The sequence below is a fragment of the Exiguobacterium artemiae genome, from assembly GCF_033342815.1.
Lineage (GTDB): Bacteria > Bacillota > Bacilli > Exiguobacteriales > Exiguobacteriaceae > Exiguobacterium_A > Exiguobacterium_A artemiae_A.
The window spans coordinates 295,851-321,268 of the sequence record NZ_JAWPEN010000001.1; the positions used below are offsets into that span (position 1 = coordinate 295,851).

Genomic DNA, 25,418 nt, shown 5'->3' on the forward strand with positions numbered 1-25,418 from the left:
ATACCAAATATCGTTTTCCCTTAAAAAATCTCTTTTTTAAAACATATCAATGTTCCCATCATTTGGAGAAAAAAACATCTCAATGCAAGGCATCAAGATGTTTTGTAAGTCTTTTCTATTCAGATAACATCCAATCGATGACTTGTTTCGTCACAAGCATTTTTTGATGGATCGGAAATTGATGCGCGTACTGATAGACAATCAAGCGGGTCTGTTCCGGATAACGGGCCGCATAGTTCGTCGCATGACGCAGTCGGACATTTTGATCATACAATCCGTGAATCAGCAAGACTTCTCCTTGAGGCGGAAAATACAATGGCGACCGGACACGGTATGCCTGCGACTGTTGTTCCGGAACTCCTCCCGTGAACCGTCTGAGCATTTTTCGCATTGTCTGTTGTTCTTCATACGTCCAAGTCAGATTCGTTACGCCGGCCCATGAAACCGTCCGGGCGACTTCACGATGGTGCGCCAGTAAAAGCGCCATCTGTCCGCCGCGGGAAAAACCGAAGACCGATGTCCGCTCGACATATTGATCGAGCCAATCAAACGCACTGATGGCATCGAGGATATCCTGGTGTCCGAAGTCTTCTTTCCCCGTCCCTCCTAGATTACCTCGGTAAAAAGGAGCCATGACGAGATACCCGGCTTGCGCGAACTGCATTAAGCGGGTCGGCCGAACCATGCCGATATTACGTGTCCCACCACGTAAATACAAAAGACCTTGCCCATTCGCGCGAACCGGCAGGATCACATACGCTCCGACTCGCTCCCCGTCGGATGTTTCATAAAAGACCCGAAAGGTGCGGAACGGTCCCTGCCGCGGGAGTTCAAACCAATCGGCGTTCGGCGAGTACACGTAGAGTCTCCGGAAGGACACGGTCCTTCATCATGAAGCTGTATTTGCGGTTCGTATCTAAACGTTTCGGGATATCGTCTAGCAAATAGGCGCCGTCCGTCTCATCGACAGCCAGGTGGGGAACCAGTGATTCGATTTGAGCGAAGTAGATATTCTTGATGATCGTGTCCCCTCGACCCTCAACCCGGTATTGTCCAATGTACTGGAGACGTTCGATACGTCCCCCTGTCTCTTCCATGACTTCCCGGTATGCGGCTTCCTCGGCCGTCTCCCCCGGCTCGACCTTTCCACCCGGAAACTCATATCCCCGTTGCTTATGATGCGTCAGTAACCATTTCCCTTCGTACACGGCAATGACCCAGACATGAAGCGGATGGACTGAAAACGGATGGTCTTCAAAACTCAGTTCAACCCGATTTTGATAATAATCTAAAAACGTAATCACGTGCGTGCACCTCATTTCTTCTTCTATCTTCACTTTACCTGTTTCGAAAGCATTCTAAAAGTGAAAGTGCGTAGGAATTTGCCAGAATGACAAAAAAAGACATCCCTCAGAATCGAGAGATGTCCTTATGCTTATTTCAAGCGAGCTTCAAGCTCTGCTTTTTCTGCTTCAAATCCAGGTTTACCGAGTAAGGCAAACATGTTTTTCTTGTATGCTTCAACACCCGGCTGATCGAACGGGTTCACACCAAGCAGGTAGCCACTCATGGCACATGCTTTTTCGAAGAAGTAGAACAAGAATCCGAGATGATATGGTGTCATCTCAGGCAATTCGACCGTCAAGTTCGGAACTTGTCCATCTGTGTGGGCAAGCAACGTTCCTTCCGCTGCCTTGTCGTTGACGAATTGAATCGATTTTCCTTCCAGGAAGTTTAAACCGTCGAGATCCTGTGCATCTTTTTCAATCGTTAAAGCATGACGCGCTTGTCCGACTTTAATGACTGTTTCGAACAAATCACGACGTCCTTCTTGGACATATTGTCCCATTGAATGAAGATCCGTTGAGAAGTCGACTGCAGCCGGGAAGATTCCTTTGAAATCTTTTCCTTCTGACTCTCCGTATAACTGTTTCCACCATTCTGAAACATAGTGTAAGGCCGGTTCATAGTTGACGAGCAACTCGATTGTTTTTCCTTTGGCATATAATGCGTTCCGGACAACTGCGTACTGGTACGCTTCGTTTTCCGCCAGGTTCTCGTTTGAGAACTGAACCTGGGCATCACGTGCACCTGCCATCAATTCTTCGATCGAAATGCCGGCTGCTGCGATCGGCAACAGACCAACCGGTGTCAAGACAGAGAAACGGCCTCCGACGTCGTCCGGGATCACAAATGTTTGGTATCCTTCCGAGTCCGCAAGTGTCTTCAAAGCGCCGCGTGCTTTATCCGTCGTTGCGTAAATCCGGTCTTTCGCACCCGCTTTACCGTACTTGTCTTCCATGAACGTTTTTAACAGACGGAACGAAATCGCCGGTTCTGTTGTTGTTCCTGATTTCGAGATGATGTTGACCGATACATCTTTTCCTTCAAGTACTTGGAACAAATCGTGTAAGTACGTCGAAGAAATGTTATGTCCGGCATAAATGATTTGCGGAGCTTTCCGCTCTTCTTTTGACAATAAGTTGTGGAACGAATGACCAAGCATCTCGATCGCAGCACGTGCACCCAAATACGATCCGCCGATTCCGACGACCAACAAGACGTCTGAATCCGACTTGATTTTTTCAGCTGCTGCCTGAATTTTTTCAAATTCCGCTTTGTCATAGTTTGTCGGTAAATCGACCCATCCTAAGAAATCGCTGCCGGCACCTGTGCCGTTGTGGATTGCTCCGTGTAATGTTTTTACCGTATCCGCCATATAGTCTACTTCATGTTGTCCTACGAATTGTAGGGCCTTCGAATAATCAAAACGTACCGTTGTCATTCACTCGTCCTCCTTATTCATTCGCAAACAAATGCGACCTTCCTTTTCATTAAAACTCAAGAAGGAAGGTCGTTCAAGTCTTTTGTGAAAAGATTAGCAAATGTTATGGGCTTACAAAGCCGCTGTTACGATTTGGCGGACATCTTCGTTGCCAAGTGATTTGAAGTTACCGAAGTCTCCGCGTGTCATCGCTGATTTCACGATTGAGTCGACTGTATCTTCTTTGATGTCGTAATCCGCAAGACGGTTTGGAGCACCGAGTGACGTCCAGAACGCACTGATGGCATCGATTGTAGCGTGTGCTGCTTCCATTTCTGATTTACCTGTCGTATCGACGTCAAAGACGTTTTCACCCAGTGTAACGAAACGGTGTGCATTTGACTCGTCGAGGACGTGACGCATCCAGTTCGGGAAGAGAATTGCCAGACCACCTGCGTGCGGGATATCATGAACAGCTGAAACCGCGTGCTCGATGTTGTGCGATGCCCAGTCACCACGTGCGCCCATTTGCAGGACACCGTTGAGTGCCATCGTACCGGCAAACAGGATGGTACCGCGGAGTTCAACGTTCTCAAGATCGTTGACGAGTTTCGGTGCTGCTTCGACGACAGCTTTCATGACGCCTTCTGTCATACGTTCTTGAACCGGTGCATGTGCCGTGTGGAAATATTGCTCAAGGCAATGACTCATCATATCGACGATTCCGTAAATCGTTTGGTCTTTCGGTACACTGACTGTGTACTTCGGATCAAGGACTGAGAACGTCGGGAATGTTAACGGGCTGCCCCAACCGTATTTTTCTTGTGTCTTCCAGTTCGTGATGACCGAGCCTGAGTTCATTTCTGAACCTGTTGCAGCAAGTGTCAATACTGTTCCGAACGGGATGACCGTTTTTGGTGTTGCTTTTCCGATGACGAGATCCCATGCTTCGCCTTCGTACGGGATACCAGCAGCAATCAGTTTCGTACAGTCGATAACTGAACCGCCACCTAGTGCAAGCAATGCGTCAACGCCAGCTTCACGTGCGATTTTAATACCGCGTTCCGCTGTTTCAATACGCGGGTTTGGTTCGACGCCGTCGCATTCAACGTATTCGATCCCTGCCGCACTCAGTTCGCGTGTCACGTCATCATAAACACCGTTGCGTTTAATACTGCCGCCGCCAAATACGAGCATGACTTTTTTAGCATCTAAAGCTTTCAATTCGTCTGTAATTTTGCTGACTTGACCGTCACCAAAAATAAGTTTCGTTGGATTACGATATTCGAAGTTTTCCATTGTGTGTTGCCCCCTTGATAAGTAATGAACACCTTACATTATCCACACATTCCCCTTTTCCATCTATTTTAATGCTTATAACGCAAAAAAAGAGAACCGACCGATGTCGATTCCCTTTCAAAATCTTATTTTTGGAAGTTTGATTTTTCAATCCATTCTTCCAGTTTGCCTTTTAACACGTTGAAGCCAGGAGCTTCTTCTTGTTTGAAAGCAGGACCTGCATCGCGACGGCCAGCGTTTTTGCGTGGGCCTTTAGCGCGTGCTTCGCGTTTTGGAGCTTCTTGTGTTGCTTTGATCGAAAGCTTCATTTTTTTGTTAGCTTCGTCGATGTCGAGAACTTTAACAGTTACTTCATCGCCAACTTTTACGTAATCGTTGATATCTTTTACGTAATCGTGTGAGATTTCTGAGATGTGGACGAGACCTTGTGTTTGCTCGTCAAGTGCTACGAAAGCACCAAAGTTTTGAATACCAGTTACTTTACCAGTAACGATTTGGTCTTTTTCAAAGTTTGCCATAGTTTATACACTCCCTAACTAAATTCATCAACTTATAATAACATACTTTTTACGGATGGTAAAAAATATTTTTCAAATTGTTTATTTTTTATTTTACGAGGGAACAAATTAGTAGCAAGACTTCAAGTATTCCCCCTGATTCTGCCGGACTTTTTGAGTCCGGCCCTTTTTTTGTCCATTTCTGGATTGACCTAAAAAATAAACAGATAAAAAGGACAGGTCTGGTCTGTTCGCTTTCCGCAGACAAGACATCCTGCCGCTTCAGATGCAGTGCATCTTCCAGGGTCACGATTGGCTTGTTTTTCCGCAGGAGTCGAGCATGACCTCACCTGTCCTAGCGTAAAGGAAATTGCATGGTGAAGCAATCAAAACTTCTGTCCGTTTACAGACTTACAAATCGTCAAATCCGTTTGCATCCGTTACTTTCGCATACGAGCGCGATTTTTGCTCGAAGAAATCGGATTTCGTCGCATTCATCGAGTCGTCGGAATAGGCGCGGATCCATGGCATGACGTCTTCATCATGTCCTTCATACAGATCGTCTAGTCCGATGACACGGAGACGCTTGTTGGCGAGGTATTTGACATAGTCACGCATTTCGCTGACATCAAGTCCGTCCAAGTCACGTAACACGTATTCACTCCACTCGATTTCAAGATCAACGGCACGTTCGAATGTCGCGTAGACGAACTTCGTGAATGAACCGTCGGCGTCGATATCCGGATGTTCTGTCAAGACGGCACGTAACAGCTGGCTGATGAAGTACGAGTGTTGCAGTTCATCACGCTGGATATAACTGATCATCGTCGACGTTCCGACCATTTTCTGATGGCGCGCCAGGTTATAGAAGAAAGCAAAGCCGGAATAGAAGTTGATTCCTTCAAGAACGATCGAGGCAACCAGTGACTTCGCAAAGTTTTCCGGTGTCCGGTCGTTTTGGAAATCTTCATACAGATCCAAAATGAAGGCATTTCGTTTCATGACCATATCGTCGTCTTTCGCAATGTCGAAAATCCGGTTCTGCTCCGACAGTGGGACAAGACTCGACAGCACATAGCTGTAAGATTGGTTATGAACGACTTCCTGTTGGGCGACAATCGCAAGGATCGCATGAATTGACGCATCCGATGTGAACATCGCCGACTCCAAAATATAACGGGTCTGGACGGAGTCGAGAATCGACAATAAGCCGATGATGCGTTTGAAGGCATCCTGCTCCCGCTCACTTAATTGATTCCATTGCTGCATGTCTTTTGACATTGAAATCTCATCCGGAATCCAGAAGTTCGATAACAGCTGTTTATAGATCGAATAAAACTGCGGATACGCAATGTCGTTCCAGTTGACGATTGAGCTGGTTTCTCCGCCGATGATCGCAGTCGCGCGATTCGGATGACGGGCATCAAGCAGTTTGATTTTTTGTAGTTGTTCCATGTTGTTCGGCTCCCTCTTGCTGTAATTGCAGTAGTGTTCGACGTGTCCACTCTTTGACCGCATGCGGTCGGTTGCGCGGCGATTGTTCGATTTTGAGTAATTCACCTGCGAGCGGAACCCCGAACTTCGCGAGATGGTACGCCATCTCATCGACGGCACGGCAATATTTGACGAACATCTTATCGCCCGTCCCGAAGACAGCCGCCTGCGGAATCGCGTGCGGGCTTTCTTTTAAGACGATCTTCAGACAATCCCGCATCTCATCCGGCAGTTGTCCGTCTCCCCAGGTGTAAGAACCAAAATAGACGATATCATAAGGCACCAGCTGATACGTCGTCACATCATCGGCAAAGATCATCGTCGGTTCGACCTGCATTTCGGAACATGCTTTTGCAATCAGTTCCGCAACCTCCTCTGTATTTCCGCTCATTGACGCATATACGATTGCTGCCTTCATGATATCGTCCTCCTTCTCTTATGATGAACACGACTCACATTCATCGATTTCGACAGTCGTCGAACGTGTGTAGTAAATCGTCTTCATCCCAAGTTGCCATGCTTCCATGTGCATCTCGAGTAACTCTTTTGCTTTGACGCTGTTTTTAACGTAGAGATTAAAGCTGATCGCTTGGTCAATATGACGTTGACGTGAGGCATTTTGACGAATGCTCCAGAGTTGATCAATCTCAAACGCTGATTTATAGAACCAGTTCGTTTCCGGTGTTAAATCGGGCACTGTGACCGGAATCTTGTAGTTTTTCTTTTCTTCCGCGTAAACCTTCTTATAGATCGGATCGATCGACGCTGTACTGCCGGCGATGATCGCCGTCGACGAGTTCGGTGCGACCGCCATCAGGTAGGCATTCCGCATACCGTGTGCTGTGATGTCTGCCTGCAGACGATCCCAGTTCAGTTCATCCGTCGTTTTGTAGTGACGGCGGGCAATGTATTCCCCGGTCTGCCACTCCGATCCTTCAAAGAGACGGTAAGCGCCTTTTTCTTTCGCCAGTTGCATTGACGCGTCAATCGTCAGATAAGCGATTTTTTCATAGAGACGGTCGGCGTACTGGACGGCCTCGACCGACTCCCAGCGGATGCCTTCGAGAGCGAGCAGATGGTGCCAGCCGAATGTTCCGAGACCGACAGCACGGTATTTTTGGTTCGTAATCTGTGCTTGCGGTACGTCGATCGTATTTAAATCGATGACGTTATCGAGCATCCGCATTTGAATCGGAATCAACCGTTCGAGCACATTTTCACGGACCGCACGTGCGAGTGCGATCGAAGATAAGTTACAGACAACAAAATCGCCCGGTGTTTTCGTGATGATGATTTTGCCGTCTTCCGTGTACTCTTCCGTCACCGTCGTCGGACTCATGTTTTGCATGATTTCCGAACAGAGATTGGACGAGTAAATCATTCCCGCATGTTTATTTGGGTTGGCACGGTTGACCGCATCACGGAAGAACATGTACGGCGTACCCGTTTCAAGCTGCGAACGCATGTAACGTTTGACGAGATCGATCGCCGGTACTTTCGTCCGACTCAGACGCGGTTCGTTGACACACGCTGTATATTTTTCCGTGAAGCTGCCGCCTTGTTCCGTTTCGTCAAACGAATCTTCGAGGCTGAAGCCCATGACCGTCCGAATTTCGTGTGGGTCAAACAAGTACCAGTCGCCGCGTGCTTCGACCGTCCGCATGAAATGGTCCGGTAAGCTGACGCCTGTGAACAAATCGTGTGTCCGCAACCGTTCGTCCCCGTTATTTAATTTCGCATCAAGGAACTCAAGGATGTCTTTATGCCAGATATCGAGGTAAACAGCAATCGAACCTTGACGCATACCAAGCTGATCGACACTGACTGCTGTATTGTTCAATTGTTTCATCCACGGAATGACACCGCTCGATACACCTTTAAAGCCTTTGATATCCGATCCGCGTGACCGGATTTTCCCCATGTAGACGCCGATTCCGCCGCCGCCTTTTGAGAGCGTCGCGACATCGGTGTTGGAATCATAGATGCCCCGGAGCGAATCATCGACCGTATCGATGAAGCATGAAGACAGTTGGCCATATGATTTACCGGCGTTTGATAAAGTCGGTGTCGCAACCGTCATGTAGAGGTTCGACAGTGCCCAGTAAGACTCTTTGACGAGCTCGATCCGGCGCTCTTTCGGTTCTGTCTGCATAAGTGTCATGGCGATGATCATGAAACGTTCCTGCGGCAATTCGTATAATTTTTTGACGTGGTCGCGCGCTAAGTAGCGGTCGGATAATGTCCGGAGTCCGATATACGTGAACAGATGATCTCGTGACGGATCAATCGATGCCGCCAGTTCTTCAACTTCTTCTTTCGTATACGTTTCTAAGAGGTGTGGCGTAAAAATACCAATCTCCGTTAATTTTTCGATCAAGTGATAAAGCGAACCGTACCGTTCGTCCGCTGCATAGCCGCGGTTTTCACTTGCTTCCAGATACAACCGGTTCAAGTACGTCGCTGTCGCAACGAATGTCCAATTCGGTTCTTCTGCCTTTAACATGTCAAGTGCATGCATTGTTAAGAGTTCATAGACTTGATCCGCCTGTAACGTCTTCCCTTCGAGTGCCCGAATCGCCCGTTCTGTATAACGTTCGACGTCGAGCTCTGAGTATGCTGCCGTAATCTGACGGATCACCGTATATACATCTTCTATTGTCATTGCACCTTGATAGATGCGTGCTGTATTCAGTGGAGATGCCACTATGAACCACTCCCATTCTCTAACTTTAAAATAGGTTCCGTTACCGTAAAAAATGCGCTAAACTAAAAAAAGACGCCCTACATATAGAAAGAACATTTTAATCTTCACTCTATATATAGACGTTTCAGGCATTTTTAAACCTATTTATCTACAAGATATAGGTTATCACTGAATGACTAAAAAATAACCCCTTGCATTGAAAATCAGGTCAAACAAATTTGAAAAGGCGGATTACCGCCTTTTGAGATATATTGAGATAAGGAGTTTTATTGATTATGAGTTCAGAAGAACTTTTAAAAAAATATGATCCATTTCACCTAGGAGAAGGAAATTATCCGACGGAAATGTCTGCTATACTAAGCTTACTGACGGTTCATGATCAAATAAGCCCGCTTGCGGAAGCAATCGGGATCGTTTTTGAAGAATCTTTTGATGAAAGACCGGATCAGCAGGAATTGTTTTTACTCGCAACGAACTTACTTTTATGTGAAGATTCGTGTGAACTTTGAAAGGAGACTGATTATGCAAGTTGATTACACGCCTAACCCGAACTCAGTAAAAATCACCCTCGACGGAGACCGCTTCGGTGCCAAGAGCACCAGCGTCAAAAAAGGGGATACACCGGAAGACGCTTTGCTCGCATCACTCATCACGATTGACGGCATCGATAATCTGTTTGCATACGGTGATTTCGTCACCGTCACAAAAGAAGCTGACGCTGAATGGAATGACTTACTTCCGACAATCGAAGAAAAAATGTAAATATCTCACAAGGACACCTGAATTTCAAGGGTGTCTTTGTTCTAAGGAGACGACTTAAATGCCGATGGTCTCAGTCATCATCCCCACATATAACCGGTTGCGTGAACTGCGTGAAGCACTCACCGCACTGACCAAACAAATCTATCAGGATTTTGAAGTCATCATCTTGAACAATAATGGGGAGTCATTGACTTCCGTCCTTGCTGATTTCCAGGACAAACTGACGATCACGTCAATCGATTTACCGGAAAACCACCATGTCCGGGCACGAAATCATGGTGTTTCGTTAGCAAACGGAAAGTATATCCTTCTCCACGACGATGACGATTTGTTATTGCCTTCGCATATTGAAGAAGTTGTCGGCGATCTCGAAGCCGGAGCAGATTTGACATACGTCGATGCCGAACTGTTCACTTACGAATGGGAACAGGATCATCGTGTCGTCAAAACAACGGAACCGTTCGCTTATCCGTATGACCGGGAAGCGATGAAAGAGGACTCGACCTATATCCCGTCCGGTTCACTCTACCGGAAGTCGCTTCACGAAGAGCTTGGTTTATTTGACGAAGACGTCTTCAACTATTGGGACTGGGACTGGATTTTACGTGTCGGACAGGATCATCTCGTCCTGCACCCGGCCCGGGCGACCGTCCTGTATGCGTTTAATCCTTCGGGTAACCACCAATCGGCTAAGCAGGATGCATCGCGCCGCGTCTATTTCGACCGTCTCGTCGAGAAGCATCATCTTCCGACAACTGATATGAAAAATTTCCACATCGTGCAAGAGGAACGCCGCTCGCGCCTGCGCGAGACACGCCGGACGTTCAATGGTTGCCTGACAGAAAGTGAGTGATGATTGTGTATACAGACAAACAACTGGAACTACTTGAATTATTGACACAGAACGGACCGGTCGATCCTGTCCTGGCCGCTCAAATGCTTAATTTGACAGAGGATGAGGTGTTATCCTCACTCGAAACATTTAAACAAGACGGTGTCCTGCTCGGTTATACAGCCGTCATCGACTGGCAAAAAATCCACGCCCATCACGGCGTGACCGCCTTTATCGATGTTAAAGTGACGCCGAAACGGGGACGCGGTTTTGATGAGGTTGCAGAACGGATTCACCGCTTCCCGGAAGTGACATCACTCTACCTGATGTCGGGAGCCTATGATTTACAAGTCGTCCTCGATGGAAAATCACTGCAGGAAGTCTCACAGTTCGTCTCGGAAAAATTATCGACACTCGATTCCGTGATTTCGACGACAACACACTTCCGTCTGAAAACGTATAAACATGACGGTGTTTTATTCAGCCAGGATGATGAGGACAAACGATTGAAGGTGTCCCCATGAAACAGTTATCTGAACGTGTCGAACGGTTGGCACCCTCCGGCATCCGGCGATTTTTCGATTTGGCCGGTTCAATGGAAGATGTCATCTCGCTCGGTGTCGGTGAACCCGATTTCGTTACGCCTTGGAACGTTCGGGAAGCCAGCTTCGCTGCGCTCGAACAAGGGTATACAGCGTACAGTGCCAATGCTGGATTAGTCGAATTACGCCAAGAGATCAAGTTGTACATGCAAGAAAAATTTTCGATTGATTACCGGGTCGCAGATGAAATCATCGTCACGACCGGTGCGTCGGAAGGACTGGATTTGGCCTTCCGGACCTTGATCAATCCGGGTGATGAAGTCATCGTCGTCGAACCTGCCTTCGTCTCTTATGCTCCGTTGATTGAACTGGCGGGCGGTATTCCGGTCGCGGCAGCCTGTCGCGCAGAGGACGGGTTTACGATTCAGCCGGAAACGATTGAAGCCGTCATTACAGAGCGGACAAAAGCCATCATCTTTTGTTTCCCGTCGAACCCGACCGGTTCCGTCATGACACGCGATCAATTGGCCGATCTTGCGTTACTCGCGAAGAAACATGATCTTTATGTCATCAGCGATGAAATCTACGCCGAACTTTCGTATGAAGACGAGCCGACCTGTTTTGCGACTCTCCCTGACATGCGGGAGCGGACGATTATCATCAACGGATTCTCTAAAGCCTTTGCAATGACCGGTTGGCGGCTCGGTTTCACCTGTGCTCCTCCCGCGATCAGCCAGGCGATGCTTAAAGTCCATCAGTACGGGATGATGTGTGCCCCGACGCTCGTTCAGTTTGCCGGAATCGAAGCGTTGCGCTCGCGTCACAAGACCGTTCCGGATATGGTCCGCAGTTACCGTCAACGCCGGAACTACTTCGTCAAGGCGCTCAACGATGCCGGATTACCGACGCATTCGCCGGGCGGAGCATTTTATGCCTTCCCGTATATCGGCGGGACGGGTTTGACGAGCGAAGAGTTCGCAGAACAACTGTTGCTCGCGGAACGCGTTGCGGTCGTCCCCGGTTCTGTCTTTGGCGCAAGCGGCGAAGGTTATGTCCGGGCTAGTTATGCCAGTTCGATCGAACAGCTTCAACAGGCGATTCACCGAATCAACCGTTTCATGCAACATTTGAACCAAAAGCAAGTCGAATTATCTAATCCTTCAAGATAATCCACGCAAAAAAACGTCCGTTCCGACTGGAATGGACGTTTTTTGATTTACTCATCGACATGCAGCACGAGGAACATCCGGTGATCATCTTCCGCATGATACGGTGACACCGGTCCCAGTTGCGGTGCGTAGACATCAATCCGGTACGGCGCCTCTTTAAACGACAACGGTGTCTGCTCTTTAACGATCCGGCCGATTTCATCCGCTTGATCTTTGACGCTCCGTAAGCTGTCCGTCCGCTCAATCGGCGCTTCGATGACGAATCCGGAAATACCTTCGATCCGGGCGCAACGGAGGAACCGGCGGAGCGACGGTAAAGCCGCTTGAATGTGCGCCTCAAGCGCGAGGTCACTTTCATAAGCCGGTGCCCCCCATAGACGTTCCGTATTACCGGTCGCACTTCGGAAATGATCAATCGTCGCTTCCGTCACCGGATCACGTGTTAACGCAAACCGTTTGCGGTCACGATTTAAATTCTTTTCGTTTGTGCGATCGATTTCCTGCAGAAGATTGATGCCGTGAGGACGGGCCAGTCGGAACAACTCCCGTTGAAGACGGGCGAGCGACATCCCGATTGGAATAATATTTTCAGTCTGTTTCGGGGGTTTGTCCCCTTCATATCCGTTCATCACACGGGCGACCTGCCCCGCTTCATGAACGAGGCGGTAAAACGAACCTTGTCCCTTGTCTTCCATCGTTCCGAGCTGTTGATGCTGCTTTGCCAAATCCGTCACGTATTGATTTGCAAGACAGGTCGAGATCATCAGGACATCCACCAGTTCCGCCTGAAACGACAACTCATCTCCGGTTTCGAGCGCTTCCCCCACTTCACCGACTTCCTCAATCAAACGGGCCAGTCCAGATAACGGACGAAAGTATCCGCCAAGCGCCCGAATCGTTTCATCAACCTTTTGTTGAAGAAGAATCATCTCCTGCATCGTCCTGCACCTCCGCCATCCCTTTCACGATTCGATCTTCCGATTGTTCCTTAAATCGTTTGGCAAACTGTTGATTCTTACGCCATTCCCGGACGGCGAGCCCGCTTGCAACGGCGAGTGAGACGAGTAATCCCATTTCTTTTCGTTTCATCTGAATTCCTCCTTTTGAATGATACGTTCGTCTGACAAACATGATATGATGATGACATTACATACATAGTAAGAGGTGTTGCTTATGTCGACTGAACGTTTATGGCAAATAGCCCGTTTCATTGGCGTCATCCTTGCCATCTTTTTCACCGGTTGGCTGATAATTCGCTTGTCTTCTTTCATGTACCCGTTCGTCTTTGCTTTTTTACTGGCTTTATTCAGTCGGCCGCTCGTCGACTTTTTTCAAAAGCGGCTTCGGATCAACCGTGGTTGGGGTGCTCTGCTGTCGATTATTTTAATGAGCGGTTTGTTGATCGGCTCACTCGTCCTGATCATCATGCAGTTGATTCGTGGACTTGTATTTGTCGCCAATCAGTTGCCGGCCCAAATCCAGGAGCTGAGTCTTTATTTCCAGAAACTCTACAATGAAAAGCTGGCTCCGATTTGGAACGATGCGTCGGAAGCCCTCCGGTCGCTTGAACCGTCACAACAAAACACCGTCCAAAACAGTATCCAGTCACTCGGCAGTTCACTCGCCAGTGCCATCGGTGAAGGCTCGAAAAGTGTCGCCGGGATGTTGCAGACGGTTTTAGCCACACTGCCGTCCATCGCGTTGATTTTAGTCATCGTATTGCTCGCCTGGTTCTTCATCTCCAAAGACTGGCACCGGTATGAGCTGCGATTGAAAAAATACGAGATGTTACCGTGGTTCGCCCGTGCCGAATCGGTCGTCACGAGTCTCCGGTCTGCTTTATTCGGTTATATTAAAGCGCAGCTGACATTGATTACGATCACCTTTTTCATCGTCCTGATTGGACTATTGATCATCGGCGTCGAGCATCCGTTTGCCATCGCCTTTATCGCAGCATTTTTTGATATCCTGCCCTATCTTGGAACCGGCTCCGTCTTCTTGCCTTGGATTGCCTATTCCATCATTACGGGAGATACGGGTCTCGCCATCGGTCTCGCTATCCTTTACGCAATCGTCATCTTACAACGCAATATCATGGAACCTAAAATCGTCGGCGATAATATCGGCATCCAACCGATCACCGCTTTGATCGCCTTGTTTGTCGGCATTCAGGTATTCGGTGTCTTCGGATTAATTTTAGGCCCCTTGATTGCGGTCATCATTAAAGCACTACACAATGCCCAAATCTTTCATTATCTTTGGGACTTTATCAAAGGATCACCTACACCGTTTCGGTGAAGGTGATCTTTTTTGGTAAAGCTGCATATAAGGGAAATCCGGTTGTATCAACGGGGCAATCAGCCGGCACATAAACTGCCGGTAACGTTGCCGCAATCGCAAGCAGACAAGCATCGATCCAATCGTCCGTCGCGACACCACGCATCTTGAGTTCCCAGTAAGCCGGACAATCATACCGTTGCAACAGCGCAATCCGTTCCGCTACTCCCTCGACCGTCCGTTTACTGTGACGTGCCGGATGACCCGTCAGTCGGGCAAAACAGACTTCCGGATGGGATTCGACCCATCCCGGTTGGTAATGAGTCCGGACCTGCTCGATTTTCGGCAGCAGGTACCAGGCTTGTTTCGATAAACCAAAACCTGCATGCTGCTTTGAATAGTCGTTTGCTGTATGATAGTCCGGTTGTTCAAGTGCTGTGCGTAACGGGGCGTTAAAGACGCTGCTCGTCCGGCCGGGTTTCAACTCTTCCCGTAATAACCGGTCGACCGCTCGCCGTTTGTTTTCTTCCAGTCCGACCGGCATGTCGATATAAGTCCGGGTCCCGCATTCGATCTCGTCGAGCGACGAAGCGACCATCCAGGAAAACTGACCGTCTTGAATCGAGACGGCGACCCATCCGGCTTTTGCCGCATCAATTCCGGTGACGTCCATTGGACTTCTCCCGCAGACTCTTGAGCAGCGATAATATCGTAAAGACGCCGAAGAAAGTCGCTGCTGCTAAAGGAATCTGTCCCCGTGAATCCAGGTACCAAACAATACTGATGATCGTCACTAAAATGAGGAAACTGTTCAGACGCATCATTTTTCGCGTTCGACGAAATGATAGAGACTGCGGACCATGACACCGGTCGCTCCTTTGGGACCGAGCTCCGTCGCGGATTTTTGTTCGGACGTCCCCGCGATATCAAGATGGAGCCATGGTGTGTCGCCAACAAATTCACCAACGAATGCACCACCGAAAATCATATGTCCCATTCGTCCCGGTGAATTGTTTAAGTCGGCGACATCCGAGCGTCGGACCTGCTTGATGAACTGATCGACGTACGGCATCTGCCAGACCATCTCGTTCGTCTCTTGTGTCACGGCTTCGAATCGTTCGTACAGACCGGCATCATTCGTCAAGGCGCCGGTAATTTCTGTCCCGAGTGCCACTAACACTCCGCCTGTCAGCGTAGCAAGATCAATGATCATCTTCGGTTTATATTCTTTGGCATAGGTGACAGCGTCTGCGAGGACAAGTCGACCTTCTGCATCCGTATTCAGGATTTCAATTGTTTTCCCTGCCATCGACGTGATGACATCATCCGGTTTGAAGGCGTCACCGGAAATCATGTTATCCGTCGCCGGAATGACACCGAGGACATTGACGTCCGGTTTTAGGTGACCGAGGGCTTCAAATAATCCGAGGACGGCTGCCGCTCCTCCCATATCCCCTTTCATCCCGACAATCCCGTCTTTCGGTTTAATCGAGTAACCGCCGGTATCAAACGTCACACCTTTTCCGACGACTGCAATCGGAGCGTCGTCGCCTGCTCCTTTGTATTCAAGGACAATCAGCTTCGGTGGAATGGTCGATCCTTGATTGACCGCAAGCAATGCGCCCATTCCGAGTGCTTCCATGTCGGCTTTTTCAAGAATCTTCAACGCATGCCCGTGACGCTCGGCAATAAAGCGGGCTTCATCCGCCAAAGCCGGTGCCGTCAATAAATTTCCGGGCATCGTGACAAGACGGCGTGCGAGATTCGTCGCTTGTGCGAGTGCGGCTCCACGTTCGACCGCCTGTTCGCCGGTGTCTGACCAAATCGTTACATCCAGATCGTATGTCGCACGGGTGTTGGTTTTGTAATGTTTGACTTCATATGTAGCTAAGCCAAACGTCTCAGCAATCAGTTCGACCGGCTGATCCGGGAAGGTCGTCGCATCAATTGTCACTTTAGACAGCTGGCGTGCCTTCAGAAACTGAGCCGCTTTTCCGAATAATCGGCGCAGACCGTCCGTTGTAAGTCCTTCCGCCTTGCCAAGACCGACGAACAACACTCGTTCCACCGTTCCCGTCAGTGTCGGCAGTAAACGGAGTTCTCCTTGTTTCGTTGAGATGTCCCCGCGGCGTACCCATTCATCCAAACGATCCGGATAAAGTGACCGGATCCGTTCCTCGACCGGCTGGTTTCCTGAAATACCGACAACGAGTACTTCGACATGAGCTTGTGGATCTACTTGATTCCATCGCATATTCAAATCCCCCTTTAGTGATACATATTAGTATGAAGTGTTTAATCTAATTTTCCAACTGATAGCCTCCGAGACGAATGAAACCGCTCTCAAAAAAGACGTTCTTTAATTTGTCGATTTGGAACGTTTCAAACAATTGTTGCCCGTTTCACAATATGATAGGATTAAACAGGTGAAAAGGACAGGCACTTCTATTTAACGGTCATTTGGCAACGACAGAAATGTCTACGTTTTCATTCAAAGGGAGAGTCCGCAAGCGACCCGTTAAGAGAGATGCGTTTATGGGTATCTATAGATAGCAAAGAAATGACGTCGCTGCGGCGAAAAAACTTACTGAAAAGAGGGTAATGCACATGGCACAGCACATCAAAGGAATTGGCGCTTCTGCAGGGATTGCGATTGCAAAGGCATTCGTAATGGAAACACCTGTCTTTGACATTCCGACGCATAAAATCGAGGACTCGGCAGCAGAAAAGGAACGTTTCCAAGCCGCCATCGTTAAGTCGAAGGGTGAACTTGAAATCATCCGCGAAAACACATTAAAAGAACTCGGTGCAGACAAAGCGGAAATCTTCTCAGCTCACTTATTGATCCTGGAAGACCCGGAAATCGTCAGCCAAGTCAACGCGAAAATTGATGATGAAAAAACCAATGCAGCACAAGCACTTGATGAAGTGTCACAGATGATGGTCATGATTTTTGAATCGATGGATAACGAATACATGCGCGAGCGTGCAGCCGATGTCCGTGACGTTACAAAACGGACGATGGCCCACTTGCTCGGTATCACATTCGTTACACCGGCTCAAATCAATGAAGAAGTCATCATCATTGCAGAAGATTTAACACCTTCAGATACAGCACAACTCAACCGGAAGTATGCAAAAGGATTTGCTACGAACATCGGTGGACGGACTTCGCACTCGGCGATCATGTCCCGTTCTCTTGAAATCCCGGCTGTCGTCGGAACAAAAGTCGTCTTGACGGAAGTCAAACACGGTGATTTCTTGATTCTTGACGGAACAGAGGGTGACGTCATCGTCAATCCTTCAAGCGAACAAATCGCAGATTACGAAGAAAAACGTTCAGCGTACATCGCGCAAAAAGAAGAGTGGAAAAAACTCAAAAACGAAAAAACAGTCACTGCTGATGGACATCATGTCGAGCTTGCAGCAAACATCGGAACACCAAACGATGTTAAAGGTGTCCTTGAGAACGGTGCAGAAGCAGTCGGACTCTACCGGACAGAGTTCCTTTACATGGATGCGGAAACGTTCCCGACGGAAGACGAGCAGTTCACAGCATACAAAACGGTTCTCGAATCGATGGGCGATAAAAAAGTAGTCATCCGGACGCTCGATATCGGTGGCGACAAGGAATTGTCTTACCTCGATCTTCCGCATGAGATGAACCCGTTCCTCGGATACCGTGCGATTCGTCTTTGCCTCGATCAAACGGATCTCTTCCGGACGCAACTCCGTGCCCTTCTCCGGGCGAGCGCGTACGGAAAACTTGCTGTCATGTTCCCAATGATCGCGACGCTCGAAGAATTCCGTGCAGCAAAAGCACTTCTTCTCGAAGAAAAAGCAAACCTTCAAGCAGAAGGTGTGACAGTTTCAGAAGACGTTGAAGTCGGTATGATGGTCGAGATTCCTTCAACAGCTGTCATGGCAAAACAATTCGCAAAAGAAGTCGACTTCTTCTCAGTCGGAACAAACGACTTGATCCAATACACGATGGCTGCTGACCGGATGAATGAGAAAGTTTCATACCTCTATCAACCGTTTAACCCGGCTATCTTGAACCTCTTGAACAACGTCATCACAGAAGCACACAAAGCAGGCAAATGGGTCGGCATGTGTGGTGAGATGGCAGGAGAAGAACTCGCGCTTCCAATCCTTCTCGGACTCGGACTCGACGAATTCTCAATGTCTGCTTCTTCAGTCCTTCGCGCACGCAGCTTGATGACTCGCTTGAACAAAGCAGAGTGTGAAGCAATCGTCGAAGAAGTACTCGATATGGATACAGCGGAAGATGTCGTTAACTTCCTCAGCACGACGTTCGATATCAAAAAATAATCTTTTCTGACACGTCCCGTTTTGGGGCGTGTTTTTTTGTCTCTGACAGCGCAGCTTGCACTTTTTCTAATTAGAGTCTCATGCATCGAATGATTTCAAACAACAAAAAAGGGAAGTGGATTTTGACTTCCACTTCCCTCTCTTCGGTTAATGCTTATTTAAATAGTTTTACCCATACTATAGTTCAACACACTTTATGCTTGCTTTGTTTTCGGTCGTTCGCCTTGTCCTTCTTTTAACGTCGGGCGTTCATTGCCCATCAGGCAGACAAAGACGACACCGAGTACGGCTGGAATCAATGCCCACAGATAGACCGACGAAATCGATTCGGCAAGTGACGATTTGATCGCATTCGCTACTTCCGGCGGCATTTTCGCAAGGGCTGAAGCCGTTGGGAATTGTCCGCCGTCCGGTGCGTTTCCACCCGGTAACTGTTCACTGATCGTCGATGAGAAGGTCCGCGATTGGACGATTCCAAGGACCGTTACACCGAGCGTCATACCAATCGTTCGGAACGTTGATCCCATCGATGTGGCAGCACCACGTCGTTGCATCTCAATCCCGTTGATACTTGCCAGGTTGAGTAACGAGAAGCTGAAGCCGACACCAAATCCTAAAATGATCATATAGATTGTGATGGCTGTGCGTGATGTTTCAAGCGACATCGTACTTAAGAGATACACTCCTAACAAGAAGAAGACCGCTGAGACAAGCATGACATTCCGGAATCCGTATTTATTCGGTAGTCGTCCGCCGAGCTGGGCGGAGACGACGGATGCAATCAGCATCGGCATCAAGATCAGACCCGAGTTGGTCGCACTGCCCCCGAAAACACCTTGGACAAAAATCGGAATGAAGACACTGGCAGAGATGAAGACAAAACCGTAAAAGAAGGCTACGCCTTGTGTCGCGGCAAACAGTTGCCGTCTAAATAAACTGAACGTGATGACAGGATCCGCTGCCCGGCGTTCGATGAACCCGAAAACGATGAAGGCAACAAGTGCCCCGCCAAATAAGCCGAGAATTTGCGGTGAGTTCCACGCATAATCTTTTCCGCCCATTTCAAGGGCCAGTAAGAACAACACAAGTCCTGCTACTAACGTCACAGCACCGGCATAATCGATTTTTTGTGTCCGGTGAATCGGTGACTCCTTGTAAAACAGAGAAACAAGTGCAAGCGCCAATAGTCCGAGGGGAATATTGATGTAAAAGACCCAACGCCAGTTGATGGCATCTGTTAAGACGGCACCTAGCAACGGACCAAAAATACTTGAAATTCCGAAGACGGCCCCAAACAAACCACTGACTTTCCCGCGTTTTTCAGGCGGGAAAATATCAAAGATGATGGTAAATGCAATCGGCATTAACGCTCCGCCACCCAAACCTTGAATCGCACGATATACGGAAAGTTCAACAATCGAGTCCGCCATTCCACACAGGATACTCCCCGTGATGAACAGCAACATGCCGAATAAGAAGAATCGCTTCCGTCCGTACATATCACTTAACTTACCAAAGATCGGCATCCCGGCTACAGTCGCAATCATGTAGGCCGATGTGACCCACGCATATTGGTCGAAGCCGTTTAATTCGCTGACAATCGTCGGCATTGCTGTCGCAACAATTGTATTATCCATTGCTGCCACTAAAATCCCGATCAGTAATCCTAACACGACATAACGTGTTTTTGTCGAAGTCGTAGCCATCGACTCACCTCTTCCTTATCAAAAAATAGCTAATCTTCATAATAGCTTATTCATTGTATCATCATATGTGCAAAATCTCATCGTTGAATGTTCACGGAATACAAAAAACACGACTCCAAAATCGGAGTCGTGTTCAGCATGCCACTTCTTATTTAATGTCATACGAAATCTTTTCACCTGCTTCAACGGTTTTACCAACATCGACGGAGACTTTCCGGTCGCCGCTGTTCGTGACAATGATTGGTGTGAGCAATGATGGAACCAGTGGTCGGATTTGTTCCAGATCAACGTTCAACAACGGTGAACCTGGTTCGACCCGGTCGCCGGCTTTCGCGAGCGCTTCAAATCCTTTTCCTTCAAGCGATACTGTATCAATACCGATATGAATCAAAATTTCGTCTCCATTATCGGCCAAGATACCAATCGCATGTTTGGTTGGGAAGAAGGTCGTAATTTCACCGGAAACAGGTGATACGACATATCCTTCCGTCGGTTCGATGGCATAACCGTCACCCATCATCCGTCCGGAGAAGACTTGATCTGGTACATCATCGAGGGAACGAATCACACCGCTGAGTGGCGAGACGTATCCTTCGCTCGGGACATAGGCACCATCTGTTCCGGCTAATCCGGACCGGTCATCTGTCTGGTTTTCCGTCCGTGCTTCCGCGCCTGTCGGAACCTGCGGAATCGGATCGGCTTCCGGTTTGGCTGGTGGTTGGTAATTCGGATCGTTCATGATTTCTGCCATCTCAGTCTTGATACCGTCCGATTTCGGACCGAAGATCGCTTGAACGTTGTCCCCGACTTCAAGGACACCGGCAGCACCCAACTGTTTCAAGCGCTCTTTATTAACACCGGATTTATCATTGACGGTAATCCGAAGCCGAGTGATACAGGCATCCAAATGTTTGATATTTGAAGGTCCGCCAAACGCCTGGAGAATTTCATACGGCAATTCACCAGCTGTCGCACCGGCTGTCGCCGCACCTTCCTGAATCGCTTCGCGTCCCGGAATCTTCAGATCAAATTTCTTGATGACGAAACGGAAACCGAAGTAATAGATGACGGCGAAGACGAGACCGACTGGAATGACGAGCCACCAGGAGGTCCGGTTCGGCAGAATACCAAACAGCGTATAGTCGATCAATCCTCCGGAGAAGGTCATCCCGATCTTGACGTTTAAGATGTCCATGATCATGAATGACAATCCGGCAAACACAGCATGGACTGCAAACAGTAACGGAGCAACGAATACGAATGAAAACTCAACCGGTTCCGTAATCCCTGTCAGAAATGAAGTCAGGGCAGCTGAGAAGTATAACCCTTCAACTGCTTTCCGGCGATCCTTCGCAACCGTATGATACATCGCAAGACACGCAGCCGGAAGTCCGAACATCATGAACGGATATTTCCCGGTCATATACGTTCCTGCTGTGAACGGGACGCCATCCTTTAACTGGGCGAAGAAGATCCGCTGATCCCCGTTGACAAGATTGCCCGCTTTATCGGTGTATTCACCGAATTGGAACCAAAAACTTGAATACCAGATATGGTGGAGACCAAATGGAATGAGAGAACGTTCGACTAATCCAAAAATGAAGGCAGATAACGTTTCGTTTGATTCGATGATGGTTTTCGAGAACGTATTGATCCCTGTTCCGATCGGTGGCCAAATATAGGACAGGGCAAAACCAGCGACTAAACTGAATAGCGCTGTAGCAATCGGTACGAATCGTTTACCGGCAAAGAATCCAAGGAAATCCGGAAGTTTAATCTTAAAGAATTTATTATAGCTGTACGCCGCAATCAACCCGGCGATAATCCCTCCGAACACCCCCATTTGCAGGGTCGGAATTCCTAAAACGGTCGCATACGATAAATCACTCGATTTTTGTGCTTCTGTAATCTTTTCAGGCGTAATCTGTAAAAATGAACTGATAACTTTGTTCATAATCAAGAATCCGACGATTGCGGCCAATCCTGCGACCCCTTCACCGTTCGCAAGACCAATCGCAACCCCGACGGCAAACAGTAATCCTAAGTTGGCAAAGATGATATCCCCTGCATCCTGCATGACCCGCCAAATGACGACCAGTGCGTCATTTTCGAGAAATGGAAGATACTGCGTCAGATTCGGGTTTTGAAACGCCGTACCAAACGCCAGGAGCAACCCCGCTGCCGGTAGGATTGCGACCGGTAACATCAAAGCTTTACCGATCCGTTGCAATACACCGAACACATTTTTCCACATCAGTGATTTCCCTCCTTTTTTTGACCAAACTACTTACTTCATACCCTTAATGTTTCTTGCGCAAAACTATTTGTCTGATGTTTCTTTCCACAAAAAAAGAGCTTTCCCGATTCGGGAAAGCTCTTCTAAACATTAGACTGATTTTTCTTGTTTACGTGAGTTGATGACTGCTTGAATCTCAGATTTAATGTTATCTGATTTTGGTCCGTAGATGGCTTGAACGTTGTTACCAACTTCAAGTACTCCAGCCGCACCTAATTTTTTCAATTCGTTTTTATCAACTTTTGATTTATCAAGAACTTCAACACGAAGACGTGTGATACATGCGTCAAGGTGTTTGATGTTTGATTCAGAACCGAGTGCATCAAGGATACCAGCTGCGAGTTCAGAACCTTGTGCCATTGATGTCTCTTGTACTTCGTCTTCACGACCTGGTGTTTTCAAGTTGAACTTGCGGATTGCGAAACGGAATCCGACGTAGTAAACAACTGCAAGAACAAGACCGACGACGATGACGAGCCACCACTGCGTGCGTCCTGGAAGGACACCGAAGAGAAGGAAGTCAATCAATCCACCTGAGAATGTCATACCGATTTTAACGTTCAACAATTGCATTGTCATGAACGAAAGACCTGCGAAGACTGCGTGAACTGCAAACAAGATCGGAGCAACGAACAAGAATGCGAATTCGATTGGCTCTGTGATACCTGTCAAGAAAGCTGTAAGTGCTGCTGATCCAAGAAGACCACCAACGACTGCGCGACGCTCTGGGCGTGCTTCATGGTACATAGCAAGTGCTGCTGCAGGAAGACCGAACATCATGAACGGGAATTTACCAGTCATGAATGTACCAGCTGTCAATGCAACGTTATCTTTCAACTGAGCGAAGAAGATCGCTTGGTCACCGTGAACAACTGTGCCGGCTTTGTTCGTGTAAGAACCGAACTCGAACCAGAATGGTGCGTAGAAGATATGGTGAAGACCAAATGGAATCAATGAACGTTCAATGAGACCAAAGACGAATGCTGCAAGAGTCGGGTTTTTCTCCATCATGAAGTGGGAGAATGTGTTCAATCCGTCTTGAGCGAACGGCCAAACGAAAACAAGTACAAGACCTGCGAATAATGAAACAACTGCTGTAACGATTGGAACAAAACGTTTTCCTGCGAAGAATCCGAGGAACTGCGGCAATTCGAGATTATGATACTTCCCGTAGGCCCAGGCGGCGATTAAACCGATGATGATACCACCGAAAACTCCTGTTTGAAGTGTCGGGATACCGAGTACGTTAGCGTACCCTTGTCCGTTAGCGACCATTTCTGGTGTAACGCCGAGCCAAACGCTCATTGTTTTGTTCATGATCAGGAATCCGACGATGGCTGCAAGTCCGGCTGCGCCGTCCCCTGCTAATCCGATCGCGACACCAACCGCGAATAAGAGTGCTAAGTTACCGAAGATGATATCCCCGGCTGCTTCCATCAATTTTGCAACCTTGATGATTGCATCATTTTTTAAGAACTCGAGTTTTGACGTCAAGTTCGGATTTTGCATCGCGTTACCGAATCCAAGTAAGATCCCGGCAGCAGGCAAAATCGCAACAGGAAGCATCAACGCTTTACCAACACGTTGAAGAACAGCGAAAATCTGTTTGAACATGTGTGTTTCCTCCTTTTGATGTACGAGCTAAGAATAAGGAATAATACCAATGACAGGTCGAAAAAAGTCAGACATCTGACCGATTTTTACAGAAAAAAATCAGGCACGAGCGGATTGTAGACAAAATACACTTATCCCGTAAAAAGAATAACGGAAATAAATTATCTTGCCCGACATCCCACTCATGCCTGATCGTATCAGTAACACGTAGTCCGTGCGGTCATTTACCTAAATCGTACTGCACTAAGCGTTGCAGATGCATCGTAAGATACGTCGCCTCACCGCGCGGTACCGCTTTCTTCAACTGACGTTCCATGATGGACATCAGCTCCCAAGCAGTATCATAGCACAGCGGATATTCTTCGCGCAATAGCTTTTCTACTTTTTCTGGCGCCTCTAGGTACTCCCCATTGGAAACCCTTTCAATCGCTGAACGCAAGTGTCGAATTAAACGCTTATAATCCAGTGATTTCCGGTCAATTTTAATCTGTAACCGTTGTTCAATATGACTCGCAATCAATCCGACCAATTGATGATGCCGGTTGACTTCGAGGACATCTTTGAAGTTCGTCGCCGAATGAATATGAAGGGCGATGAATCCTGTTTCGGCCGGAGGTAAATAAAAGTTCATTTCAGCACTGATGAATTCGACGATTTCTTCAGCGAGCGCATACTCTTCCGGATATAAGGCTTCCGTTTCCGCAAGAAACGGATTCGTGACTTCCATTCCCTGTTCGAGCCGCTTGAACGTAAACGTCAAATGATCCGTCAGTCCGATATGAATATGCTCGTCGACCCGTTTTCCGAATCGCGTTTCGATCATTGAAACGATTTCATTCATCAAAGCGATGAAGTTTTCATCCAAATGTCCGACAAGCGCTTTGTACTGCGCTTGTTCGTCTTTATCTTTTAACGTATAGACTTTTTCCAATTTATCAAGATCCGTTAGTTGATCGCCTGGCTTCCGACCGAAGCCAATCCCTTTTGCGAGGATAATGACTTCCTGGTTGGCACCAGTCGAACAAATGACGACATTATTATTTAAGACTTTGATAACGTGGTACATTTGTTTATCCATTCGCTCTCAACCCTATCTGCTCTTACACATTTTTTAAAAGACACTGATTTTA

General features: G+C 47.9%; 24 protein-coding genes. 7 read left to right on the forward strand and 17 right to left on the reverse strand.

What is annotated here, in order from left to right:
* Positions 1 to 115: 115 nt before the first annotated feature.
* The 8 genes from R7V76_RS01435 to R7V76_RS01470 all read right to left on the reverse strand — a co-directional run bounded on the left by R7V76_RS01435 (position 116) and on the right by R7V76_RS01470 (position 8,716).
* On the reverse strand, positions 116 to 859 hold the full coding sequence (locus R7V76_RS01435) for an alpha/beta hydrolase family protein (RefSeq protein ID WP_318091020.1): 744 nt from the start codon (positions 857 to 859) through the stop codon (positions 116 to 118).
* The gene (gene ytkD, locus R7V76_RS01440) at positions 831 to 1,304 is read right to left on the reverse strand and encodes an RNA deprotection pyrophosphohydrolase (protein ID WP_318091021.1); all 474 of its coding nucleotides are present in this window, start codon (positions 1,302 to 1,304) and stop codon (positions 831 to 833) included. The genes R7V76_RS01435 and ytkD overlap by 29 nt, the downstream gene beginning before the upstream one ends.
* A 131-nt stretch (positions 1,305 to 1,435) precedes the next feature.
* Positions 1,436 to 2,785 (reverse strand): glucose-6-phosphate isomerase, encoded by a 1,350-nt coding sequence (locus tag R7V76_RS01445; protein WP_012371157.1) that lies wholly within the window; start codon positions 2,783 to 2,785, stop codon positions 1,436 to 1,438.
* Positions 2,786 to 2,896: 111 nt separating this feature from the next.
* Positions 2,897 to 4,063, reverse strand: a complete 1,167-nt coding sequence (locus tag R7V76_RS01450) for an iron-containing alcohol dehydrogenase (RefSeq protein WP_012371158.1) — start codon at positions 4,061 to 4,063, stop codon at positions 2,897 to 2,899.
* 125 nt (positions 4,064 to 4,188) lie between these two features.
* The gene (gene yugI, locus R7V76_RS01455; RefSeq protein ID WP_214766120.1) at positions 4,189 to 4,581 is read right to left on the reverse strand and encodes a S1 domain-containing post-transcriptional regulator GSP13; all 393 of its coding nucleotides are present in this window, start codon (positions 4,579 to 4,581) and stop codon (positions 4,189 to 4,191) included.
* A 390-nt stretch (positions 4,582 to 4,971) separates the two neighbouring features.
* Positions 4,972 to 6,015, reverse strand: a complete 1,044-nt coding sequence (locus tag R7V76_RS01460; protein ID WP_012371161.1) for a ribonucleotide-diphosphate reductase subunit beta — start codon at positions 6,013 to 6,015, stop codon at positions 4,972 to 4,974.
* On the reverse strand, positions 5,984 to 6,472 hold the full coding sequence (locus tag R7V76_RS01465) for a flavodoxin domain-containing protein (protein ID WP_318091022.1): 489 nt from the start codon (positions 6,470 to 6,472) through the stop codon (positions 5,984 to 5,986). Before R7V76_RS01465 ends, R7V76_RS01460 begins: the two co-directional genes overlap by 32 nt.
* An 18-nt stretch (positions 6,473 to 6,490) precedes the next feature.
* Complete coding sequence (locus tag R7V76_RS01470; protein WP_440137035.1) at positions 6,491 to 8,716, reverse strand: ribonucleoside-diphosphate reductase subunit alpha; 2,226 nt, start codon at positions 8,714 to 8,716, stop codon at positions 6,491 to 6,493.
* Between the two features lie 317 nt (positions 8,717 to 9,033).
* On the opposite strand from R7V76_RS01470, the gene R7V76_RS01475 reads away from it, so the two are divergent.
* Genes R7V76_RS01475 through R7V76_RS01495 form a run of 5 tightly spaced genes read left to right on the forward strand, consistent with a single transcriptional unit; the run spans position 9,034 to position 12,063 of the window.
* Positions 9,034 to 9,267: a DUF1871 family protein gene (locus R7V76_RS01475; protein WP_318091023.1), complete on the forward strand. Its 234-nt coding sequence runs from the start codon at positions 9,034 to 9,036 to the stop codon at positions 9,265 to 9,267.
* A gap of 13 nt (positions 9,268 to 9,280) precedes the next feature.
* Positions 9,281 to 9,520, forward strand: a complete 240-nt coding sequence (locus R7V76_RS01480; protein WP_026827667.1) for a NifU N-terminal domain-containing protein — start codon at positions 9,281 to 9,283, stop codon at positions 9,518 to 9,520.
* 58 nt (positions 9,521 to 9,578) lie between these two features.
* A complete protein-coding gene (locus tag R7V76_RS01485) occupies positions 9,579 to 10,373 on the forward strand; it encodes a glycosyltransferase family 2 protein (protein WP_318091024.1) in 795 nt (264 codons plus the stop codon).
* Positions 10,373 to 10,876 (forward strand): Lrp/AsnC family transcriptional regulator, encoded by a 504-nt coding sequence (locus R7V76_RS01490; RefSeq protein ID WP_012371167.1) that lies wholly within the window; start codon positions 10,373 to 10,375, stop codon positions 10,874 to 10,876. The genes R7V76_RS01485 and R7V76_RS01490 overlap by 1 nt, the downstream gene beginning before the upstream one ends.
* Positions 10,873 to 12,063, forward strand: a complete 1,191-nt coding sequence (locus R7V76_RS01495) for an aminotransferase (RefSeq protein ID WP_318091025.1) — start codon at positions 10,873 to 10,875, stop codon at positions 12,061 to 12,063. Before R7V76_RS01490 ends, R7V76_RS01495 begins: the two co-directional genes overlap by 4 nt.
* 47 nt (positions 12,064 to 12,110) lie before the next feature.
* Here R7V76_RS01495 and R7V76_RS01500 read toward each other — a convergent pair whose 3' ends face one another.
* Positions 12,111 to 13,001 (reverse strand): MazG nucleotide pyrophosphohydrolase domain-containing protein, encoded by an 891-nt coding sequence (locus R7V76_RS01500; protein ID WP_318091026.1) that lies wholly within the window; start codon positions 12,999 to 13,001, stop codon positions 12,111 to 12,113.
* The gene (locus R7V76_RS01505; RefSeq protein ID WP_318091027.1) at positions 12,967 to 13,152 is read right to left on the reverse strand and encodes a hypothetical protein; all 186 of its coding nucleotides are present in this window, start codon (positions 13,150 to 13,152) and stop codon (positions 12,967 to 12,969) included. Before R7V76_RS01505 ends, R7V76_RS01500 begins: the two co-directional genes overlap by 35 nt.
* A gap of 84 nt (positions 13,153 to 13,236) precedes the next feature.
* On the opposite strand from R7V76_RS01505, the gene ytvI reads away from it, so the two are divergent.
* Positions 13,237 to 14,361, forward strand: coding sequence for a sporulation integral membrane protein YtvI (gene ytvI / locus R7V76_RS01510; protein ID WP_012371171.1), 1,125 nt, complete (start codon positions 13,237 to 13,239; stop codon positions 14,359 to 14,361).
* Here ytvI and R7V76_RS01515 read toward each other — a convergent pair.
* The 3 genes from R7V76_RS01515 to R7V76_RS01525 are packed head-to-tail and all read right to left on the reverse strand — an operon-like array spanning position 14,345 to position 16,594.
* Positions 14,345 to 15,013: a DUF429 domain-containing protein gene (locus R7V76_RS01515; protein ID WP_318091028.1), complete on the reverse strand. Its 669-nt coding sequence runs from the start codon at positions 15,011 to 15,013 to the stop codon at positions 14,345 to 14,347. The genes ytvI and R7V76_RS01515 overlap by 17 nt on opposite strands.
* The gene (locus R7V76_RS01520) at positions 14,994 to 15,134 is read right to left on the reverse strand and encodes a hypothetical protein (protein ID WP_318091029.1); all 141 of its coding nucleotides are present in this window, start codon (positions 15,132 to 15,134) and stop codon (positions 14,994 to 14,996) included. Before R7V76_RS01520 ends, R7V76_RS01515 begins: the two co-directional genes overlap by 20 nt.
* 26 nt (positions 15,135 to 15,160) lie before the next feature.
* Positions 15,161 to 16,594 (reverse strand): leucyl aminopeptidase, encoded by a 1,434-nt coding sequence (locus R7V76_RS01525; RefSeq protein ID WP_318091030.1) that lies wholly within the window; start codon positions 16,592 to 16,594, stop codon positions 15,161 to 15,163.
* Positions 16,595 to 16,947: 353 nt separating this feature from the next.
* Between R7V76_RS01525 and ptsP the strand changes: the two genes are divergently transcribed.
* Complete coding sequence (gene ptsP / locus R7V76_RS01530; RefSeq protein ID WP_318091031.1) at positions 16,948 to 18,672, forward strand: phosphoenolpyruvate--protein phosphotransferase; 1,725 nt, start codon at positions 16,948 to 16,950, stop codon at positions 18,670 to 18,672.
* A gap of 194 nt (positions 18,673 to 18,866) precedes the next feature.
* Here ptsP and R7V76_RS01535 read toward each other — a convergent pair whose 3' ends face one another.
* The 4 genes from R7V76_RS01535 to glcT form a co-directional block, all read right to left on the reverse strand.
* The gene (locus R7V76_RS01535) at positions 18,867 to 20,378 is read right to left on the reverse strand and encodes an MDR family MFS transporter (protein ID WP_131502134.1); all 1,512 of its coding nucleotides are present in this window, start codon (positions 20,376 to 20,378) and stop codon (positions 18,867 to 18,869) included.
* A 148-nt stretch (positions 20,379 to 20,526) separates the two neighbouring features.
* On the reverse strand, positions 20,527 to 22,632 hold the full coding sequence (ptsG, locus tag R7V76_RS01540; protein ID WP_318091032.1) for a glucose-specific PTS transporter subunit IIBC: 2,106 nt from the start codon (positions 22,630 to 22,632) through the stop codon (positions 20,527 to 20,529).
* A gap of 132 nt (positions 22,633 to 22,764) precedes the next feature.
* On the reverse strand, positions 22,765 to 24,288 hold the full coding sequence (gene ptsG / locus R7V76_RS01545; protein WP_214766145.1) for a glucose-specific PTS transporter subunit IIBC: 1,524 nt from the start codon (positions 24,286 to 24,288) through the stop codon (positions 22,765 to 22,767).
* A gap of 220 nt (positions 24,289 to 24,508) precedes the next feature.
* On the reverse strand, positions 24,509 to 25,366 hold the full coding sequence (glcT, locus tag R7V76_RS01550; RefSeq protein WP_012371178.1) for a glucose PTS transporter transcription antiterminator GlcT: 858 nt from the start codon (positions 25,364 to 25,366) through the stop codon (positions 24,509 to 24,511).
* Positions 25,367 to 25,418: the final 52 nt, after the last annotated feature.

What these genes read in the sequence shown, in the direction of transcription:
- R7V76_RS01445 (WP_012371157.1), bottom strand. Translation starts at nt 2,785, where the DNA reads ATGACAACGGTACGTTTTGATTATTCGAAGGCCCTACAATTCGTAGGA.
- glcT (WP_012371178.1), bottom strand. Translation starts at nt 25,366, where the DNA reads ATGGATAAACAAATGTACCACGTTATCAAAGTCTTAAATAATAATGTC.
- ytvI (WP_012371171.1), top strand. Translation starts at nt 13,237, where the DNA reads ATGTCGACTGAACGTTTATGGCAAATAGCCCGTTTCATTGGCGTCATC.
- R7V76_RS01535 (WP_131502134.1), bottom strand. Translation starts at nt 20,378, where the DNA reads ATGGCTACGACTTCGACAAAAACACGTTATGTCGTGTTAGGATTACTG.
- R7V76_RS01525 (WP_318091030.1), bottom strand. Translation starts at nt 16,594, where the DNA reads ATGCGATGGAATCAAGTAGATCCACAAGCTCATGTCGAAGTACTCGTT.
- R7V76_RS01495 (WP_318091025.1), top strand. Translation starts at nt 10,873, where the DNA reads ATGAAACAGTTATCTGAACGTGTCGAACGGTTGGCACCCTCCGGCATC.
- yugI (WP_214766120.1), bottom strand. Translation starts at nt 4,581, where the DNA reads ATGGCAAACTTTGAAAAAGACCAAATCGTTACTGGTAAAGTAACTGGT.
- R7V76_RS01480 (WP_026827667.1), top strand. Translation starts at nt 9,281, where the DNA reads ATGCAAGTTGATTACACGCCTAACCCGAACTCAGTAAAAATCACCCTC.
- ptsP (WP_318091031.1), top strand. Translation starts at nt 16,948, where the DNA reads ATGGCACAGCACATCAAAGGAATTGGCGCTTCTGCAGGGATTGCGATT.
- ptsG (WP_318091032.1), bottom strand. Translation starts at nt 22,632, where the DNA reads ATGTGGAAAAATGTGTTCGGTGTATTGCAACGGATCGGTAAAGCTTTG.
- R7V76_RS01515 (WP_318091028.1), bottom strand. Translation starts at nt 15,013, where the DNA reads ATGGACGTCACCGGAATTGATGCGGCAAAAGCCGGATGGGTCGCCGTC.
- R7V76_RS01485 (WP_318091024.1), top strand. Translation starts at nt 9,579, where the DNA reads ATGCCGATGGTCTCAGTCATCATCCCCACATATAACCGGTTGCGTGAA.
- R7V76_RS01465 (WP_318091022.1), bottom strand. Translation starts at nt 6,472, where the DNA reads ATGAAGGCAGCAATCGTATATGCGTCAATGAGCGGAAATACAGAGGAG.
- ptsG (WP_214766145.1), bottom strand. Translation starts at nt 24,288, where the DNA reads ATGTTCAAACAGATTTTCGCTGTTCTTCAACGTGTTGGTAAAGCGTTG.
- R7V76_RS01460 (WP_012371161.1), bottom strand. Translation starts at nt 6,015, where the DNA reads ATGGAACAACTACAAAAAATCAAACTGCTTGATGCCCGTCATCCGAAT.
- R7V76_RS01490 (WP_012371167.1), top strand. Translation starts at nt 10,373, where the DNA reads ATGATTGTGTATACAGACAAACAACTGGAACTACTTGAATTATTGACA.
- R7V76_RS01450 (WP_012371158.1), bottom strand. Translation starts at nt 4,063, where the DNA reads ATGGAAAACTTCGAATATCGTAATCCAACGAAACTTATTTTTGGTGAC.
- R7V76_RS01505 (WP_318091027.1), bottom strand. Translation starts at nt 13,152, where the DNA reads ATGAAACGAAAAGAAATGGGATTACTCGTCTCACTCGCCGTTGCAAGC.
- R7V76_RS01475 (WP_318091023.1), top strand. Translation starts at nt 9,034, where the DNA reads ATGAGTTCAGAAGAACTTTTAAAAAAATATGATCCATTTCACCTAGGA.
- R7V76_RS01470 (WP_440137035.1), bottom strand. Translation starts at nt 8,716, where the DNA reads ATGACAATAGAAGATGTATATACGGTGATCCGTCAGATTACGGCAGCA.
- R7V76_RS01500 (WP_318091026.1), bottom strand. Translation starts at nt 13,001, where the DNA reads ATGCAGGAGATGATTCTTCTTCAACAAAAGGTTGATGAAACGATTCGG.